This window comes from Ruegeria sp. BA2 (assembly GCF_056539605.1).
Genome location: NZ_JBQFVE010000001.1, coordinates 721,534 through 736,896, shown reverse-complemented (window position 1 = coordinate 736,896; position 15,363 = coordinate 721,534). Strand labels below are relative to the sequence as shown.

The 15,363-nt window shown below is 55.6% G+C and carries 17 protein-coding genes, 1 tRNA gene and 2 pseudogenes; 11 read left to right on the top strand and 9 right to left on the bottom strand.

Translation table 11 applies throughout. The features are described 5' to 3' along the window. Positions 1-168: 168 nt before the first annotated feature. Positions 169-825, bottom strand: coding sequence for a lipoyl(octanoyl) transferase LipB (lipB, locus tag ACR0NN_RS03635; RefSeq protein ID WP_170719780.1), 657 nt, complete (start codon positions 823-825; stop codon positions 169-171). 39 nt (positions 826-864) lie between these two features. Then, entirely contained in the window at positions 865-1,524 is a 660-nt protein-coding gene (locus tag ACR0NN_RS03630; RefSeq protein WP_170719777.1) for a DsbA family oxidoreductase, read from the bottom strand. Between the two features lie 132 nt (positions 1,525-1,656). Between ACR0NN_RS03630 and ACR0NN_RS03625 the strand changes: the two genes are divergently transcribed. Beyond that, a tRNA-Leu gene (locus ACR0NN_RS03625) sits at positions 1,657-1,743 on the top strand. A gap of 413 nt (positions 1,744-2,156) precedes the next feature. Then, the gene (locus ACR0NN_RS03620; protein ID WP_170719768.1) at positions 2,157-3,002 is read left to right on the top strand and encodes an ankyrin repeat domain-containing protein; all 846 of its coding nucleotides are present in this window, start codon (positions 2,157-2,159) and stop codon (positions 3,000-3,002) included. A gap of 260 nt (positions 3,003-3,262) precedes the next feature. Here the strand turns inward: ACR0NN_RS03620 and ACR0NN_RS03615 are convergent, their stop codons facing one another. The 3 genes and pseudogenes from ACR0NN_RS03615 to ACR0NN_RS03605 all read right to left on the bottom strand — a co-directional run. Further along, complete coding sequence (locus ACR0NN_RS03615) at positions 3,263-3,892, bottom strand: class I SAM-dependent methyltransferase (protein ID WP_170719766.1); 630 nt, start codon at positions 3,890-3,892, stop codon at positions 3,263-3,265. A gap of 57 nt (positions 3,893-3,949) precedes the next feature. Further along, positions 3,950-4,441, bottom strand: coding sequence for a hypothetical protein (locus ACR0NN_RS03610; protein ID WP_480683903.1), 492 nt, complete (start codon positions 4,439-4,441; stop codon positions 3,950-3,952). Positions 4,442-4,475: 34 nt separating this feature from the next. After that, positions 4,476-4,601, bottom strand: a pseudogene (locus ACR0NN_RS03605) (TetR/AcrR family transcriptional regulator); the annotation flags it as partial. A gap of 234 nt (positions 4,602-4,835) precedes the next feature. Here ACR0NN_RS03605 and ACR0NN_RS03600 point away from each other — a divergent pair. The 3 genes and pseudogenes from ACR0NN_RS03600 to ACR0NN_RS03590 form a co-directional block, all read left to right on the top strand. After that, entirely contained in the window at positions 4,836-5,123 is a 288-nt protein-coding gene (locus tag ACR0NN_RS03600) for a transposase (RefSeq protein ID WP_170719761.1), read from the top strand. A 98-nt stretch (positions 5,124-5,221) separates the two neighbouring features. Continuing rightward, positions 5,222-5,491 carry an IS3 family transposase gene (locus ACR0NN_RS03595; protein WP_170719759.1) on the top strand — a complete coding sequence of 90 codons (270 nt, stop codon included), beginning with the start codon at positions 5,222-5,224 and terminating at the stop codon, positions 5,489-5,491. Further along, positions 5,425-5,655, top strand: a pseudogene (locus ACR0NN_RS03590) (integrase core domain-containing protein); the annotation flags it as partial. The gene ACR0NN_RS03595 and the pseudogene ACR0NN_RS03590, both read left to right, overlap by 67 nt. A 100-nt stretch (positions 5,656-5,755) precedes the next feature. Here the strand turns inward: ACR0NN_RS03590 and ACR0NN_RS03585 are convergent. The 3 genes from ACR0NN_RS03585 to ACR0NN_RS03575 all read right to left on the bottom strand — a co-directional run bounded on the left by ACR0NN_RS03585 (position 5,756) and on the right by ACR0NN_RS03575 (position 7,393). Beyond that, complete coding sequence (locus ACR0NN_RS03585; protein ID WP_170719757.1) at positions 5,756-6,580, bottom strand: class I SAM-dependent methyltransferase; 825 nt, start codon at positions 6,578-6,580, stop codon at positions 5,756-5,758. After that, complete coding sequence (locus tag ACR0NN_RS03580) at positions 6,580-7,098, bottom strand: OsmC family protein (RefSeq protein WP_170719755.1); 519 nt, start codon at positions 7,096-7,098, stop codon at positions 6,580-6,582. Before ACR0NN_RS03580 ends, ACR0NN_RS03585 begins: the two co-directional genes overlap by 1 nt. Before the next feature lie 79 nt (positions 7,099-7,177). After that, on the bottom strand, positions 7,178-7,393 hold the full coding sequence (locus ACR0NN_RS03575; RefSeq protein WP_170686818.1) for a tautomerase family protein: 216 nt from the start codon (positions 7,391-7,393) through the stop codon (positions 7,178-7,180). Positions 7,394-7,544: 151 nt separating this feature from the next. On the opposite strand from ACR0NN_RS03575, the gene ACR0NN_RS03570 reads away from it, so the two are divergent. Further along, positions 7,545-8,228, top strand: a complete 684-nt coding sequence (locus ACR0NN_RS03570; protein WP_170719752.1) for a winged helix-turn-helix transcriptional regulator — start codon at positions 7,545-7,547, stop codon at positions 8,226-8,228. A 254-nt stretch (positions 8,229-8,482) separates the two neighbouring features. Here ACR0NN_RS03570 and ACR0NN_RS03565 read toward each other — a convergent pair whose 3' ends face one another. After that, positions 8,483-8,623 carry a hypothetical protein gene (locus ACR0NN_RS03565; RefSeq protein WP_170719749.1) on the bottom strand — a complete coding sequence of 47 codons (141 nt, stop codon included), beginning with the start codon at positions 8,621-8,623 and terminating at the stop codon, positions 8,483-8,485. Positions 8,624-9,132: 509 nt separating this feature from the next. Here ACR0NN_RS03565 and ACR0NN_RS03560 point away from each other — a divergent pair. The 5 genes from ACR0NN_RS03560 (at position 9,133) to ACR0NN_RS03540 (ending at position 15,359) form a co-directional block, all read left to right on the top strand. Beyond that, the gene (locus tag ACR0NN_RS03560; RefSeq protein ID WP_170719747.1) at positions 9,133-9,717 is read left to right on the top strand and encodes an ANTAR domain-containing protein; all 585 of its coding nucleotides are present in this window, start codon (positions 9,133-9,135) and stop codon (positions 9,715-9,717) included. Then, positions 9,714-10,883: an ABC transporter substrate-binding protein gene (locus tag ACR0NN_RS03555; RefSeq protein ID WP_170719745.1), complete on the top strand. Its 1,170-nt coding sequence runs from the start codon at positions 9,714-9,716 to the stop codon at positions 10,881-10,883. The genes ACR0NN_RS03560 and ACR0NN_RS03555 overlap by 4 nt, the downstream gene beginning before the upstream one ends. Before the next feature lie 271 nt (positions 10,884-11,154). After that, positions 11,155-12,519, top strand: coding sequence for a CmpA/NrtA family ABC transporter substrate-binding protein (locus ACR0NN_RS03550; protein ID WP_170719743.1), 1,365 nt, complete (start codon positions 11,155-11,157; stop codon positions 12,517-12,519). A 72-nt stretch (positions 12,520-12,591) separates the two neighbouring features. After that, positions 12,592-13,674, top strand: a complete 1,083-nt coding sequence (locus tag ACR0NN_RS03545) for an ABC transporter permease (protein ID WP_170719741.1) — start codon at positions 12,592-12,594, stop codon at positions 13,672-13,674. Between the two features lie 5 nt (positions 13,675-13,679). After that, positions 13,680-15,359, top strand: a complete 1,680-nt coding sequence (locus ACR0NN_RS03540; protein WP_170719739.1) for an ABC transporter ATP-binding protein — start codon at positions 13,680-13,682, stop codon at positions 15,357-15,359. The last annotated feature ends 4 nt before the right edge of the window (positions 15,360-15,363 follow it).

Genomic DNA, 15,363 nt, shown 5'->3' with positions numbered 1-15,363 from the left:
AGATGGCGTTTGTAAGGAGAGGATGTGAAAAATCCCTGAATTTGACGCGAATTGGGGCAATTCAAAGGAAATCTGCACGATTTTTTCGAAACAGAATGCTCTAAATTTTGGCATTGTCGTTTGGATATTCCGGTTCGATCACGCCGAATAAGTGGAATCACCTATTAGCTAAGCGCCCTCGGTGGCGAAGACCTCATCAAAGGTCTTTTGCAAGGCGACGTCGACGTCATCCATGGTCACAGGCAGGCCAAGATCGACCAACGACGTCACCCCGTGTTCCTGAATGCCGCAAGGCACGATACCCGTGAAATGAGACAGGTCCGGTTCGACATTGATCGAAATGCCGTGAAAGCTGATCCATTTCCGTAGGCGAATGCCGATGGCCGCAATCTTGTCTTCTGCTGGCTGGCCTGTGATCGTCAGCGGCTTGTCCTGCCGCTGGACCCAGACACCCACGCGACCGTCGCGTATTTCTCCGGCTACATTGAACTCGGCTAAGGCCGCGATAACCCATTCTTCCAGTTGTTTTACAAAGCGGCGTACATCATGGCCGCGTTTGCCGACATCTAGCATGACGTAGACCACGCGCTGTCCGGGCCCGTGATAGGTATACTGACCACCACGCTTGCTTTCATAGACTGGAAAGCGATCCGGGTCGGTCAGATCCTCGTGTTTGGCAGACGTCCCGGCGGTGTAAAGTGGCGGATGTTCCAACAGCCAGATACACTCATCTACCTCACCCGCCGCAATCGCAGCAACGCGCGCCTCCATGAAGGCGGTGGCCTCGTCGTAGTCAATCAGCCCGTCTGTAGTCTTCCATTCCATGCGAGTTCCTTAGCCCGTCTGCGGGGTAGGGGAAAGGGGTCAGGCGGCCTCGGCCAAGCAGCGTTGCAGGACCTGGGCATAGGTGTCAGCCCCTTGTGCACCGGTCAGCAGGTATTTCCCGCCAAACACCATCGAAGGCACACCTGAAATACCCCTGCTGGTCCAGAACTGTTGTTTCTCACGCACTGGCTGGACATGCGCACCTGTTTCGAGCGCCTGATGCGCCGCAATCGGGTTCAGCCCTACGGCCTCGACTGTGCTCAGCAATACTTCAGTGTCCGAGACATCTTGCTGCTTGGTGAAATAGGCATCGAACAAAGCCAGCTTCAACGGGTGCTGTCGCCCCTGCGTCTCGGCCCAGTCAAGCAGCTGATGCGCGGCAAAGGTGTTCACAATTCGACTGTCATCGCTGAAATTGAAAGTAAATCCAAGTTCAGCTCCTAATGCGGACAACCGCGCGCGCGCCTGTTGGCTTTGTTCGGGCGTTGAGCCGTATTTCTCGGCAATATGCTCGCGCAAATTCTGCCCTTCGGACCCCATATTGGGGTTCAGCTCGAAGGGATGCCAACGCAGTTGAGCCAGCACATTTTCTTGCTTCAATGCTGCATTGAGCTGGCGGTATCCAACAATACACCAGGGGCAGACCACATCGGAAACGACATCGATCTGTACGGTGGGGCGAGGATCGGGCGAGGGCATGGGGTGCTCCTGAAACTTCGGCGAGTCACGTTTAGATATGACAGCGTCAAAGGAATTCAATCGGCTGTGTTTTTGCCTCTTCACATCGCCCGGCTCAGCGTCTATACGCCCCTCTACCAAGTCATTGGCAGTGCGGTCGTGGCGGAATTGGTAGACGCGCAGCGTTGAGGTCGCTGTGGGGTAACACCCGTGGAAGTTCGAGTCTTCTCGACCGCACCAGCTTAATAGTGAAATATTATATAAAACAATAACTTAAAGACATATTTAAATTAAGAGACCACCCTTTGGACACCCTTGTTCTAACGCTAAGGTGCCGGATGGAAGTAAGCAGCTTCTACTTCCGCCAAATTTCCGCATGTACCGCGTAGCGGCGGTTCAGTAAAATTTGTCGAGCTTCCGCTTCGAGCCCACAGCCGACTTACCATTTTCTCGCTGCACGCGCTCGCAGCACGAAAATCGCTGCAGATGCGCTGTCTTCGGTGCTGCAACGCGACGAAGATACCGGCCGTTCGTGGGCGGCGCTGAGAAATTTGGAGGCCAAAGATCAAGTTGCGGACAAAGCCGACAAACGACGGAAGCTGGATGTGAGGGCCATTATTCGATAATCTCCCCAGCGAGCGGGGGAGTTCAGCATGCAACTAAGATCACTCTGTTTTGCAGCAACCTGCGCGTTTTTAGTCTTGGGTACGGCGGTATCTGCCGAAATGATTCATCTAATGGCGCGCAAAGGAGACGTTGCTAAAGTACAGGCGGAAATTGACAAAGGAGTTCCCGTTGATCTGCCAAGCACCACCGGCGCCCGCATCAAGGGCTCGTCACCATTGGTGGTCGCTGCACGCTTCGGTCGGACAAACGTAGTGTTAGCTCTCTTGGAACTTGGCGCTGATCCCAGTTACACAGTCCCAGACGCGGAAACGGAATTCAATTACTCCTACCCACTTCACGTGGCCTCCAGTAACGGCCACGCAGACATCGTTCGTATCCTGCTTGACGCTGGTGTTGATGCGTCATTCATTGACCCTTGGATCGGAACGGCCTTGCACTTAGCCCGCGTTCGGGGGCACACGGAAATTGAGGACATGCTAATCGAATCAGGTGTCCCTGACGGAAGGTCCTATCCAAGCGTTTCACATTTGCTTGTATCGGCCGATATTGAACGTGGTCGCCTTCTGACAGGCGCTTGTCGCCAGTGCCACCACATGGAAGCACAGCCAAGGAAAGGTCAAAAGGACGGTCCCCCTCTCTGGGACGTTTTGGGCAGGGAAGTAGGCTCATCTGAGGACTTTGAATACACTCCAACTCTGGCCAACCGGGGCGGACATTGGGATTTTGACACGTTGAATTCATTTATCGCGAGCCCCAGAGTATCGATTCCCGGTAACAGAATGGACATTGACGGAATTGCTGACGAGCAGGACAGAGTAGACATCATTGCCTACATCAGAACCCTTAGCGATAGTCCAATTCCACTACCTTGATTTCGAATTGACCGCTTTGGGCTCAAAGCGGTCAGCCGCATTGGCTCGTGGCCCATCAGGTCTTCCAAAGTCGGAAGCGCGGACGGAGCTGCGGCTCGCTCCACTTAGTCCTAAGTCGGCATTTTTGCCGAATAGGTGAGTGGGCTGCAAACCGTTGCTCGCTGCCGCCCGGGCGTTGGCGATGCGTACAACCAGCTTTTTTTCGTACGCCTCTTCTCCGAAGGCGCTGATAAAGCGATCCCGCCAAGCATCGCTGTGCATCATGGCGACTTCCTGATCAACAACACTTGCGTACCATTCGGAGCGGTTATTCGTCCGAATGCCGGTGAGCCCCGCATTTCGCATTTCGGCTTCTGTTTCGGCAGGTGTTTGCATTCTGAAGTCGAGCGACGAATGTGAACGCCATTCTTTGTAGCCATCCAAGTTCTCAGCATCTTCTCCGCACAGCCAGTCACTTGCGGCAAAGACCCCACCGGGCGTAAGTACGCGAAGGACTTCGTGTAGAGTGCGGACTTATCAGGCACGTGGATCAGGGAATCTTTACTAAAAACAATGTCGAAACGTCCATCTGCAAAGGGCAGCGGATCTTCTTCGACTAACTCCATCGAAACGCGGTCGCCCAAGCCTGCCGCCAACACATTTTCTTGCGCTGTTTCGATAAGGTATTCTTCAATGTCTATACCGACGACGTCAGTCGCGCCCAACTCTTCGGCGATCACCATGGCCGGACCACCAACACCACATCCAATATCAAGAACGGATTTGCCCGCGACATCGACTGTCTTCAGTATTTCCGCTACTTTCTCAGGGCCACCCGGCGACAGAAACCCTATGCCCCACTGCATCTGCATTCCTGCTACGAAATCGGGGGGATAATGAATATCGGCCATCTTGTCCTGTCAAAGCAATAACTCGCTGCGCACAGCCTACCGCGCATGGTTCAAATCTCAAAGGCACTGATGTCCGCCCTTTCGACTGCACCCTTTCGACAAAGTCTCTGCTTCAGGCTTAAAAGTCTCTGCTTCAGGCTTAAAAGTGCTTTCTATGAGGCTGCGGTACAATCGTATCTGGCGAGGCAAGACGGATTGATCTCCAACCACGCGTGAGAAGATGATCGAACCGTCGATCAGAGCGGGTAACAAGTCTCCCAACGCTTCCAAGTCTATGTCGATAGTCGGTGGGTGATGCGCGGCGACCTCGCGCAGTTGTGCCAAAGAAACTTCACGCCACTGAACCAATATCGCCTTTGCAACTTGCCTGACCTTGTCGCTCAACAGGCGGTCCTGATTGCAACAAGCAGTCGTCATATAGCCCGGAAGTCCTTCCGGCATGCCGCTCATTTCTTCTGCAAGCAATTCCAAAAAAGGCAAGGAACTTTCCAAGCGGGTCTGCATCGACATTTTCTGCGCCTCCCAGAAGGTCGGCAAACCATGTTTCATCAAGTTCCAGATTGCGATTCAGAATGGCCTCGATCATTTGGGCCTTATCTTGGAAGTGATAAAAGAACCCATTCTTCGACACTCCAACTTCAACGATCAACTCTTCAATTGTCGTTGCCGAAACACCTTTCTCGAGGATCGCTCGTTGTGCTGCATTCAGGATTTGCTACCTCTTGGAGGAGGTCGCGGCCTTGGTCTGATACTTCATCTACGGTCGCTCCCGAACATATCATTAGCATCATAAGACTATGCGTTGCTCACTGCACAACTTCCACTGCACCATCGGTCAACTAGACGTTGTGGTTGGTTTTTGTCCTGATGGAGAAACCGTCGAACACAAGTCTTTGCCCCCTAAAATTGGGTCACTACTTTGGCTGAGAAGGGGGGACAAGAGGTGGCTCGGAAGCGATACTCGGACGAGGACATTCTGAAGCTGCTGCGTGAGGATGAACTGAAGCTGGCAGATGGCGACGATGTTCGGACGGCCTGTCGTGGTGTCGGTGTCAGCGATGCGACATACTACAATTGGCGGCGTCGGTTCGGTGGCATGGGCAAGTCGCAACTGTCGGAGTTGCGCAGCCTGGAGAAAGAAAATGCCCGACTGAAGAAGATCGTGGCCGAACTGGAACTGGACAAGCTGATCCTAAAGGAAAGTCTGAACTCCCTGAAACCGAGGGCCTGACGACGAGCCAACTTCGTCAGACCGTCATTCATGCTCGCCAGAAGCTCGGCACATCAGAGCGCCGCACCTGCAAGGTGGTCGGCCTTGCACGCAGCTCCATGCAATACCAGGCCGTAGAGAAGAACGATGATGCTCTTCGACTGGCCATGATCCGTCTGGCCAAGAGCTATGGCCGGTATGGCTACCGTAAGGTGGCGCAGCTGCTTCGGGTCGAGGGCTGGCGTGTCAACCACAAGAAGGTAGCCCGATCCGGATCTACCTGGGCTCTCCCTGGGAGAAAGGATAAAATGAGAGGTTCAATGGAACGCTCCGCCGCGAGGTTCTCAATTCCGAATGGTTCACAACGACCAAGCTGGCACAGATTGTGATCAATTGCTGGCTCAGGCAATACAACCACACCCGACCGCATCAGGCCCTCAACATGCGCCCACCAGTCCCCGAAACTCTAGTCCGAGATGGCCCAGAACACGGGGCTAGACAAAATGCTGCGTCAGCAATAGCTGCAGGCGCACAAGGTGGCTTGTCCGCGTAGCAGACATTCACTGAATTCTGCCGAAGGTCTGCTCCGAGCCCGGATTGACCAAGGCGGCGCCTTCCTTGAATGTTTGCTTCCAAAAACAGCCCTTCTCGGACTAAATCGCAACTGCTCCCACAACGGTCACGAACTCACCGGGGATTGAATAGCTCCCATCAACTTTCTGATATGCGGAGATCGATGCCAAAAACTGATGGCAGACCTCTTCCCAGGTCGCTTTGTCGAACCGTTTAACCGCCAGGGCAACCGGGCCGCCCAACAAGACGGCATTAATTACGGCGGTTTCATCTTTGAAACGCAAGAATTCTGAATGGCGATGCTCCGCGATTTCCGTCAGTCCCGCCTGTTCGAAAATTCGGGGCAGAGCATTCGGCGCACCTGTTCCAAAGAACATCGGGCAAACTTCAGACGCGACCCGAGCATCGACAATTGGAAAGACATCTGCCCAGCCGCAGTTTCGGCGCTCGCCCCAGACCAACGCGGCCAACTTACCGCCCGGCTTAACAACGCGTGCCATCTCTGTGACGGCATTGGCGGGATCGGGCGTGTACATAAGCCCCAGCGCACAGATCGCGGCGTCGACAGCATTATCCGGTTGGTCCAGCTTTTCCGCTGGCATGCGCAGGGCAGTTACGTTCGCGACATCAAGAGCATTCAGCCGGTCTATAAGATCATCAATCATCCCCTGTGACAGATCGGTGGCAATGACTTGACCCGTTGATCCAACGGCGTCGGCCATGCGCAGTGTCGCCAAACCGCTACCGCAAGCCGTCTCGATCACTCTTTGACCTTGTTGGATGTCGGCCATGCGAAGGAATGTGTCTTGCGCAGGCTTTAGCTGCTTTTCCCAACTCTCGTGGTAGTGGCTCGCGGCTGCATCCCAGCCATAGCGCTGGACGCGAAGTTGCAAACGAGCGTCCATCACGCAGGCACCGACGCAAAAGAGACGTGTGTTTGCACCGGCTGTGCATTCTTGAATGCCAAAAACCACGGGTCACCGGACATTGCACGATCAATCATCTCTTTCAGTACGTCATTCGGCTCAGTGCTCTTAACCATAATTGCAATGCGAGTGTCGCTTGGCACTGGGCTTGCCCCATCCATTGCGAGGACTCCTCGATTGTCCCAGTCCTGTTCAATTCCCACTTCTACCGTTTCGAGGTGAAGGTCTTCCCGCGTGGCCGTCATCTTAATGCCGATGGCAAGGCAGCTACAAATCGCGGCGCGGCCATAGAAACCGGGTGTCAAGCCATCGTCGGTTCCCCCAATCGCTGAGGGCATATCGATGACCAGCTGATGACCCTCATTTGCATAGGTGCAGCGAAGGCCATCGTGAACTTCAGCGCTGCCGCAGTTCAGGACCTGTGCCGCTTCGGGTCGTTTTGTGAACACACTGATGGCCCGCAACTGCGCATCTCTTGCATGGATGTTCTTTTCCATTGGCTTTCCTTCGGAGTTTATTAGTAGGTTTTGTGACGGACCAGGCCGCCGAATTATGCGGCCCGGTCGATTTGACCGCTTAACCTGCGGCCATCGCTTTGATGTCGTCGGCGCTTGGTGTATTGCCGCCGATGCCCCATTGCCCGCTGCGCACTTCTTTCACGCGCACCCAGGTCACACCCCGCATGTTCTCGCCCTCGACCTCCACCATCGCGTTGGTCACTTTCTCAATCATCTGAGCCTTCTGAGCCTCATCGAAAACACCTTCGATTACTTCGATATCTACCAGTGGCATAGCTTGCCTCCCTTCCGTGAATTTGTGGTGTGACGAGACTGACATCGATGGTCGCAGGTGAACCAGTTCAGCAAATGCAGCAAACTAACTACATTTTCTGAAGTAGACAGTTACTGTGCCTGGGTGCTTAGCTGCCTTTGGAGGTAACGCTATGTCAGAGTCCAACTATCCCAGGTTTTGCCCTGTCGCTATGGCCGCAAGCCTTTTGGAACCACGCTGGACCATGCTGCTGCTTTGCGAAATGTGGTCTGGTTCCACCCGCTTCAATGAGATTCAGAGAGGTGTGCCGGGCATGTCGCCGGGACTGCTTTCCAAACGGCTCAAGGAAATGGAGCAAAACGGACTTGTTGCGCGTCATGCCGCTGGTGCCGGGGCGCATACCGAATATCTGACAACGCCTCTAGCCGATGAGGTGAAGCCGCTTATCTTCGCGCTTGGTGAATGGGCGCACAGGAACATCGACTGCGAGGTGTCTCTGCAAGAACTCGATGCTCGCCTTTTGATGTGGAAAATCCGGGGTAAGATTGACCAATTGCAACTCCCCAAGCGCAGAAGCGTCATCCAGTTCATCCTTGCAGAACCTTCCAAAGAGACGGTTAACTACTGGATCGTGGCAAAGCCTGGCGAGGAAACCGACCTATGTTACACGGACCCGAAGTATGATGTTGATCTTTTTGTCGTTTGCGAATTGCGAGACCTGACCTCCGCGTGGATGGGACATTCCACTTTTGAGGCGGAAATCGCGGCAGGGCGAATAACCTTGACGGGCCACGACCTGATGGCACGGACGCTGACCAAATGGCTCATGCGAAGCAGCTTTGCGAATGTTGCGTAACGCCCGCTTCGAACTCGCAACCACGCTGAACTCGTCTCATATATGATGCGTTCTTGCATTCAAAAACGAGCCTTCATATGCGGTGTTTTCTCCGGAGCGTTCACTCGAGTAACCGCAGCGAAAGCTCGCTATGCCCCGCACTTCGGTCGTTCATCTGAACTCGTCGAATGACTGCTTTGAACCCTGCGTGATCGATGCTGCGTGAGAGACAAAAGTCTGCTTTTGTACCCGCCGTAGAAGTCTCTCACACGTCACTAGGCAAGTTGCAGAATTTCGTTCCTGTCTTCTTTTGCCCGGTGATACAGCCAACGATCCATTGTACGCGCCAGCTTGGCATCTCCGCTTAAGAACAATTGTCCGCGATCCACTTCGCGCGATATTGTCGTGCGACTCAATAAAATTGAAGAGAGGGTTATCCGGTCGGTTTCAACGTAAAGGTCGATGTCGAAATCGGGGATCGTCGTACATATCTCAGTGCGCGCATCCGCCTTTCACAAGGATACCTAGTGCTGTGCCAGCCGGGCCTCAACGCTCCTGTTTGCCGTGAGGGTCAATTGGAAACTCTGGTTGGATCAGCTGTCGAACAATCTCAGGAAACTGCAGCACGAATGTCTGCTCCGAGCTCAAAGCGGACCCGTTCCCCCTTTTTTTGTAAGTTATATCTGAGCCTGTAACCGAACCCTCAAACAACCAATAGGTGGCGCTACTGAAGTACCAGTGAATCGATGGGATGCGCACACCGCTTTGCCGAGGGTAGAATTCGCTTAAGGCATATAGAAATAATGTGCAGACATTCCGCTACATTCCAAAAATTGGCTAATAAATTGGGCGAAGCGCCAGTCTGATGAAAAGTTTATTGGCCTTGGAATTGTGACCAAAGAATCTTTGGCTCAATTGAGACCCTATGAATCAACATCTAACTATCGTTGTCGTCGAACAGAACCAAGAGCGCGCCTTTGCAATTGTGGATGCTCTAAAAGAGACGGGAGACGTAGACGTTTCTGTAATCGGCAATGTCTCTGGGTTGGCGCGTAAAATCGCAATGCATAGCCCAGACATCGTTCTGATCGACATAGACAATCCATCGCGGGATATGCTGGAAGAGTTGACCGTTGCCTCCGGCCCGATGGAGCGACCAGTGGCCATGTTCGTCTCGGGCGCTGCGGGCGGATTAGCGAAAGCCGCGGTTGAGGCCGGGGTATCAGCCTATGTAGTCGATGGTTTGCAAGCCGAGCGCATCAAACCTGTGATCGATACCGCGATCGCCCGGTTTCAGGTGCTACGCCAGATGCGGACCGAACTGGCCGAGACCCGCCGCGCACTGGAAGAACGCAAGGTAATCGACCGTGCCAAAGGGTTGTTGATGAAAGCAAAAGGCGTGTCGGAAGACGAGGCTTATGCCCTTCTGCGCAAAACGGCGATGAACCAGAACCGCCGGGTTGCAGATGTGGCCGAAGCCTTGGTCACGGCTTCGGGGTTGTTGTCATGAGAACCGTAAACCTGCCTGTCGCCTATATGCCGCTGGTTGACGCGGCCCCGTTGATTGTCGCGCGCGAGATGGGATTCGACCATGCCGAAGGTATTTCGTTGGACCTGCGACCGGCTCCGTCATGGTCCTCTTTGCGCGATATGCTGGCCTTTGGGCATGTGGACGCGGCGCATCTTTTGTCACCTATCCCCGTCGCAATGGCCTTGGGTTTGGGCGGTATCGCGACGCCGCTTTCTGCGGTGTCGGTCATTTCCCTGAATGGCAACGTCATAGGTGTTGGAACTCAATTGGCCGGGCGTCTGATCGATCAGGGCTATGGCTTTGATTTCACTGATGCCGCTGCGGCTGGGGCTGCACTGGCAAAGGCTGCTGGTGACGTTTTGGTGTTCGGCGTGCCGTTTCCGTTTTCGATGCATGTTGAACTGCTGCGCTATTGGGTTGCGGGAACCGAACTGGCGTCGAAACAGGTCGAAATCCGCACTGTTCCGCCGCCTCTTATGTCGCAGGCGCTTGCGGGTGGCGAGATTGATGCCTTCTGTGTTGGCGAGCCTTGGGGCTCATTCGCCGTGGATGACAATGTTGGCACTTTGCTGCTGCCCGGTAAGGCTATCTGGACATGCGCACCTGAAAAGGTGTTGGCGGTTAGATACGAATGGGCCGAAACCGAACCGCACTTGCTGGGCAGCCTCATGCGGGCCGTTTGGCACGCGGGACGTTGGCTTTCAAACACGGACAGCACAACAACCGCATCCGAGATGTTGTCGCGCAAAACCTACCTTAACGTCTCACCCGAATTGATCGACCGGGCGCTGATGGGTGAGTTCACTATCTCGGCGCGCGGCGAGCAACGCCATGTGGATGGGTTTGTCGAGTTCTTTGATGGCGCTGCTACTTTTCCTTGGCGCAGCCAAGCGAAGTGGATTGCACATCAACTCGCCGTTCGTAACGGGTTGGACGCGGGTACTGCGGAGCGCCAGGCTGGCAGGGTCTTTCGAAGCGATCTGTATCGTCGTGAACTTCAGGGTTTGGGTGATGAGACACCTGGTGCTTCAGAAAAACTGGAAGGCGCGCTTGCCGAGTCGACGACGGTCGCTTCGACCAATGGTGGTTTGATTCTGCCGCAAAATCTGTTTTTCGACCGGCGCATTTTCGAGCCGACTGTATAAGCCTGCACATTTTTTTTGCAGTGCAGCGTAAATTATCGCTGCGATGCAGAGAAACCTGCGCTGAAACGCCGAAAACAGATGACGGCGCGAGCCCTGGCAGGCTTACTTAGCCTATCGGCAGGCAACGGAGCCCACCGACGGAATTCGCCCACAATCCAGGGCACCTCACAAGAGCAAAGCCGCTCGACCATCCGCCACCTCCTCCCGGCGGACTGCGTCGGCGGCTTTTTTTGTTTGCCCAAGGGGTTGGGCTGAACCGAAAGGGATCGAGATGAAAAAGCTTCTATTAGGCCTTGCCGCAACGACGGCGCTTGTGTCTCCGGCACTGGCCGAACTGGAACTTGAAAAAGACGAACTGACCTTTGGCTTTATCAAGCTGACCGACATGGCCCCGCTGGCCGTCGCCTATGAGAATGGGTACTTTCTGGACGAAGGCCTGTTTGTAACTCTGGAAGCACAGGCCAACTGGAAAGTCCTGTTGGATGGCGTGATCGACGGGCAGCTTGACGGCGCGCATATGCTGGCGGGGCAGCCTTTGGCCGCGACCATAGGCTATGGGACCGAAGCCCATATCATCACACCATTTTCGATGGACCTGAACGGCAACGGCATCACCGTGTCCAATGAGATTTGGGAAGAGATGAAGCCGAACATCCCTGTAATGGAGGATGGCCGCCCCCAGCACCCGATCAGCGCCGAGGCGCTTGCCCCGGTGGTCGAGAAGTACAAATCCGAAGGCAAGCCATTCAATATGGGCATGGTCTTTCCGGTTTCGACCCATAACTATGAGCTGCGCTATTGGTTGGCAGCGGGTGGGCTGCATCCGGGCTTTTACAGCCCCGAAAACGTGACCGGTCAGATCGGTGCGGATGTATTCCTGTCGGTGACGCCACCGCCGCAGATGCCCGCCACGTTGGAGGCCGGTACGATCTACGGCTATTGCGTGGGCGAGCCCTGGAACCAGCAGGCGGTGTTTAAGGGCATCGGCGTACCGGTGATCACCGACTATGAGCTGTGGAAGAACAACCCTGAAAAGGTCTTTGGTCTCAACGCCGAGTTCGCGGAACAATACCCCAACACCACGTTGGCCGTAACCAAGGCCCTGATCCGCGCGGCGATCTGGCTGGATGAGAGCGACAATGCCAACCGTCCCGAAGCGGTCGAAATCCTGAGCCGTGCGGAATATGTAGGCGCGGATTACGACGTCATCGCCAACTCGATGACCGGGACGTTTGAATACGAAAAGGGCGACAAACGCGAAGTTCCAGATTTCAACGTGTTCTTCCGCTACAACGCCACCTACCCGTTCTACTCGGACGCCATCTGGTACCTGACCCAAATGCGCCGTTGGGGTCAGATCGCCGAGGCCAAGCCCGACAGCTGGTATGACGAGGTCGCCAAGTCGGTCTACAAACCCGAGATTTACCTCGAGGCTGCGCGTCTACTGGTCGACGAAGGGATGGCAAATGAGGCTGATTTCCCCTGGGATAGCGACGGCTACAAGGCACCGACCCCTGCCGAAGATATCATCGACGGCATCGCCTATGACGGCCGCACCCCCAACGCCTATCTCGAAAGCCTGTCCATTGGTCTGAAAGGCGAGCAGAAAATCGTCGGCTCGGACGTACAAGGCTAATCCCGAAACGCCGCGCCCGGCATCGGTCGGGCGCGGCACCACAAGTTCCCCGCCATCGCAAGGACACAACAGATGACAACGGTCGATCCCGAATTCAACGCAGACGCCGCCCGAGAGGCGCGTCGCACCCGCCTGTTCACCCGCATCAACGCCGCCGACAAATGGTTCCAGGTGCTGGGCCTCAGCTGGGCCACTCCCGTCCTGAAGGCCGCTGCCGGAGATAACCCGCGCGCTCAGATGACCGAGATTTGGCGGTTGCTGATCGTCCCGCTGCTGTCGATCTGCGCCTTCTTGCTGCTCTGGGGGACATTGGCCCCCAAGGTGCAGACATCGCTGGGCGCGGTGCCTGGACCGGCTCAGGTCTGGGAAGAAATGGTAAGCCTGAACGAAGATGCGCAGGCCAAAGCCGCCAAACGCGCCAAGTTCGAGGCGATGGTCGAAAAGCGCAATCAGAAATTCATTGACGCCGGTCAGCCTGAGAAAGTGAAGGACGTCGCCTTCACCGGGGCGCCGACGTACTACCAACAAATCTGGACTTCGATCAAAACCGTTTTCTTCGGTTTTTTGATTGCCACCGTTATCGCTGTGCCGCTTGGAATTGCCGCTGGTCTGTCTCCGACTGCGAACGCCGCGCTGAACCCGTTGATCCAGATATTCAAACCGGTTTCGCCATTGGCATGGTTGCCGATCGTCACCATGATCGTGTCGGCCGTTTACGTCACGAATGACGGCTGGTTCGCCAAGTCCTTTTTGATCTCGGCCATAACCGTGACCCTTTGTTCGCTGTGGCCGACACTGATCAACACGGCGCTGGGTGTGGCGTCCATCGACAAGGATCTGGTGAACGTTTCCAAGGTGTTGAAAATGAACACCTATACCAAGATCACCAAGCTGGTGCTGCCCTCGGCCCTGCCGCTGATTTTCACCGGCCTTCGCCTGTCGCTGGGTGTCGGCTGGATGGTCTTGATCGCGGCGGAAATGCTGGCGCAGAACCCCGGTCTAGGTAAATTCGTCTGGGATGAATTTCAGAACGGCTCGTCCAGTTCGCTGGCCAAGATCATGGTTGCGGTCTTCACCATCGGCATCATCGGCTTCCTGCTGGACCGCGTGATGTACGCACTGCAATCCCTGTTTACCTTCACAAACAACCGGTGAGCACGATGAGCATTCTGAGCTTCAAGAACGCCTCGAAATCCTTTGGTGAAGGCACCGCGCGCACCGATGTGCTGAAAGGCATCGACCTGGACGTGCAAGAGGGTGAGTTTCTGGTGATCCTCGGCTTTTCCGGCACTGGCAAGACCACTCTGATCAACCTGATGGCAGGGTTGGACATGCCATCTAAGGGCGAAGTCACCTTCAAAGGCACCCCGATCAAGGGGCCGGGCCCGGAGCGTGGTGTGATCTTCCAGAACTACTCGCTGATGCCGTGGCTGACAGTCAGCGGCAATGTAGGGCTCGCGGTGGATACCGTCTTTCCCGGCCTCAGCAAGACCGAGAAGGCTGAAAAGGTCGCGCATTACGTCAAGATGGTAGGCCTCAGCCATGCCGCAACGCGTCGCCCGGCGGAATTGTCGGGCGGGATGCGCCAACGGGTCAACGTGGCGCGCGCCTTGTCGATGAATCCCGAGGTGCTGCTGCTGGACGAGCCTCTGTCAGCGCTCGACGCGCTGACCCGCGCCAATCTGGCCGATGAGATCGAACATATCTGGGATGCTGACAAGAAAACCTGTGTTCTGATCACCAACGATGTGGATGAGGCCATCATTCTGGCCGACCGCATCATTGCCCTGAACCCCGACGGTACGCTGGGCCAGGAATTCCGTGTTTCGATCCCGCGCCCGCGCGAACGCGGTGCGATGAACAACGATGAGACGTTCAAGCGCCTGCGCGCGGACGTCACCAAATACCTGATGGATGTGGGGATCGAGGCCAAGGTCGAAGGCTCGCGTATCCTCCCGGATGTCACCCCAATCCACGGTGTTCCAACCGCGGTGGCAGAGGCGCAAAAGGGGCTGATCGAGAACCGCTTCCTCGACTTTTCGCAACTGCACAAGGTCTATCCGACGCCCAAAGGCCCGCTGACCGTGGTTGAGGATTTCGACCTGAAGATCGACAAGGGCGAGTTCATCTCGCTGATTGGCCACTCGGGCTGTGGCAAGTCCACGGTTCTGACCATGGCGGCTGGGCTCAACGACATCTCAAAGGGTGCAATCAAGCTGGATGGTCGCCACGTCGAAGGGGCCGATCCCGAACGCGCCGTGGTGTTCCAATCCCCAAACCTTTTCCCTTGGCTCAGCGCCAAGGAAAACGTCGCGATAGGGGTGGACAAGGTCTATCCAAAGGCCAGCATGGCCGAGCGCCAAGATGTGGTCGAATACTATCTGGAACGGGTCGGACTGGCCGATGCTATGGACAAATCCGCCTCCGACTTGTCGAACGGCATGAAGCAACGCGTCGGCATCGCCCGCGCCTTTGCTCTGTCCCCCAAGCTGCTGTTGCTGGACGAGCCCTTTGGGATGCTCGACAGCCTGACCCGATGGGAATTACAGGAAGTCCTGATGGAGGTCTGGTCCCGCACCAAGGTCACTGCGATCTGCGTTACCCACGACGTGGATGAGGCGATCCTGCTGGCCGATCGCGTGGTGATGATGACCAACGGTCCGCAGGCAACGATCGGCAAGATCACCAAGGTTGAGCTGCCGCGTCCGCGCACGCGCAAAGCGCTGCTGGAGCACCCGGATTACTATGCTTACCGGCAGGAAGTCCTCGATTTCCTCGAAGAATATGAACATGGCGCCAAACCAAAAACACCCGCCCCCAAGGCGATTGCAGCGGAGTGAAATC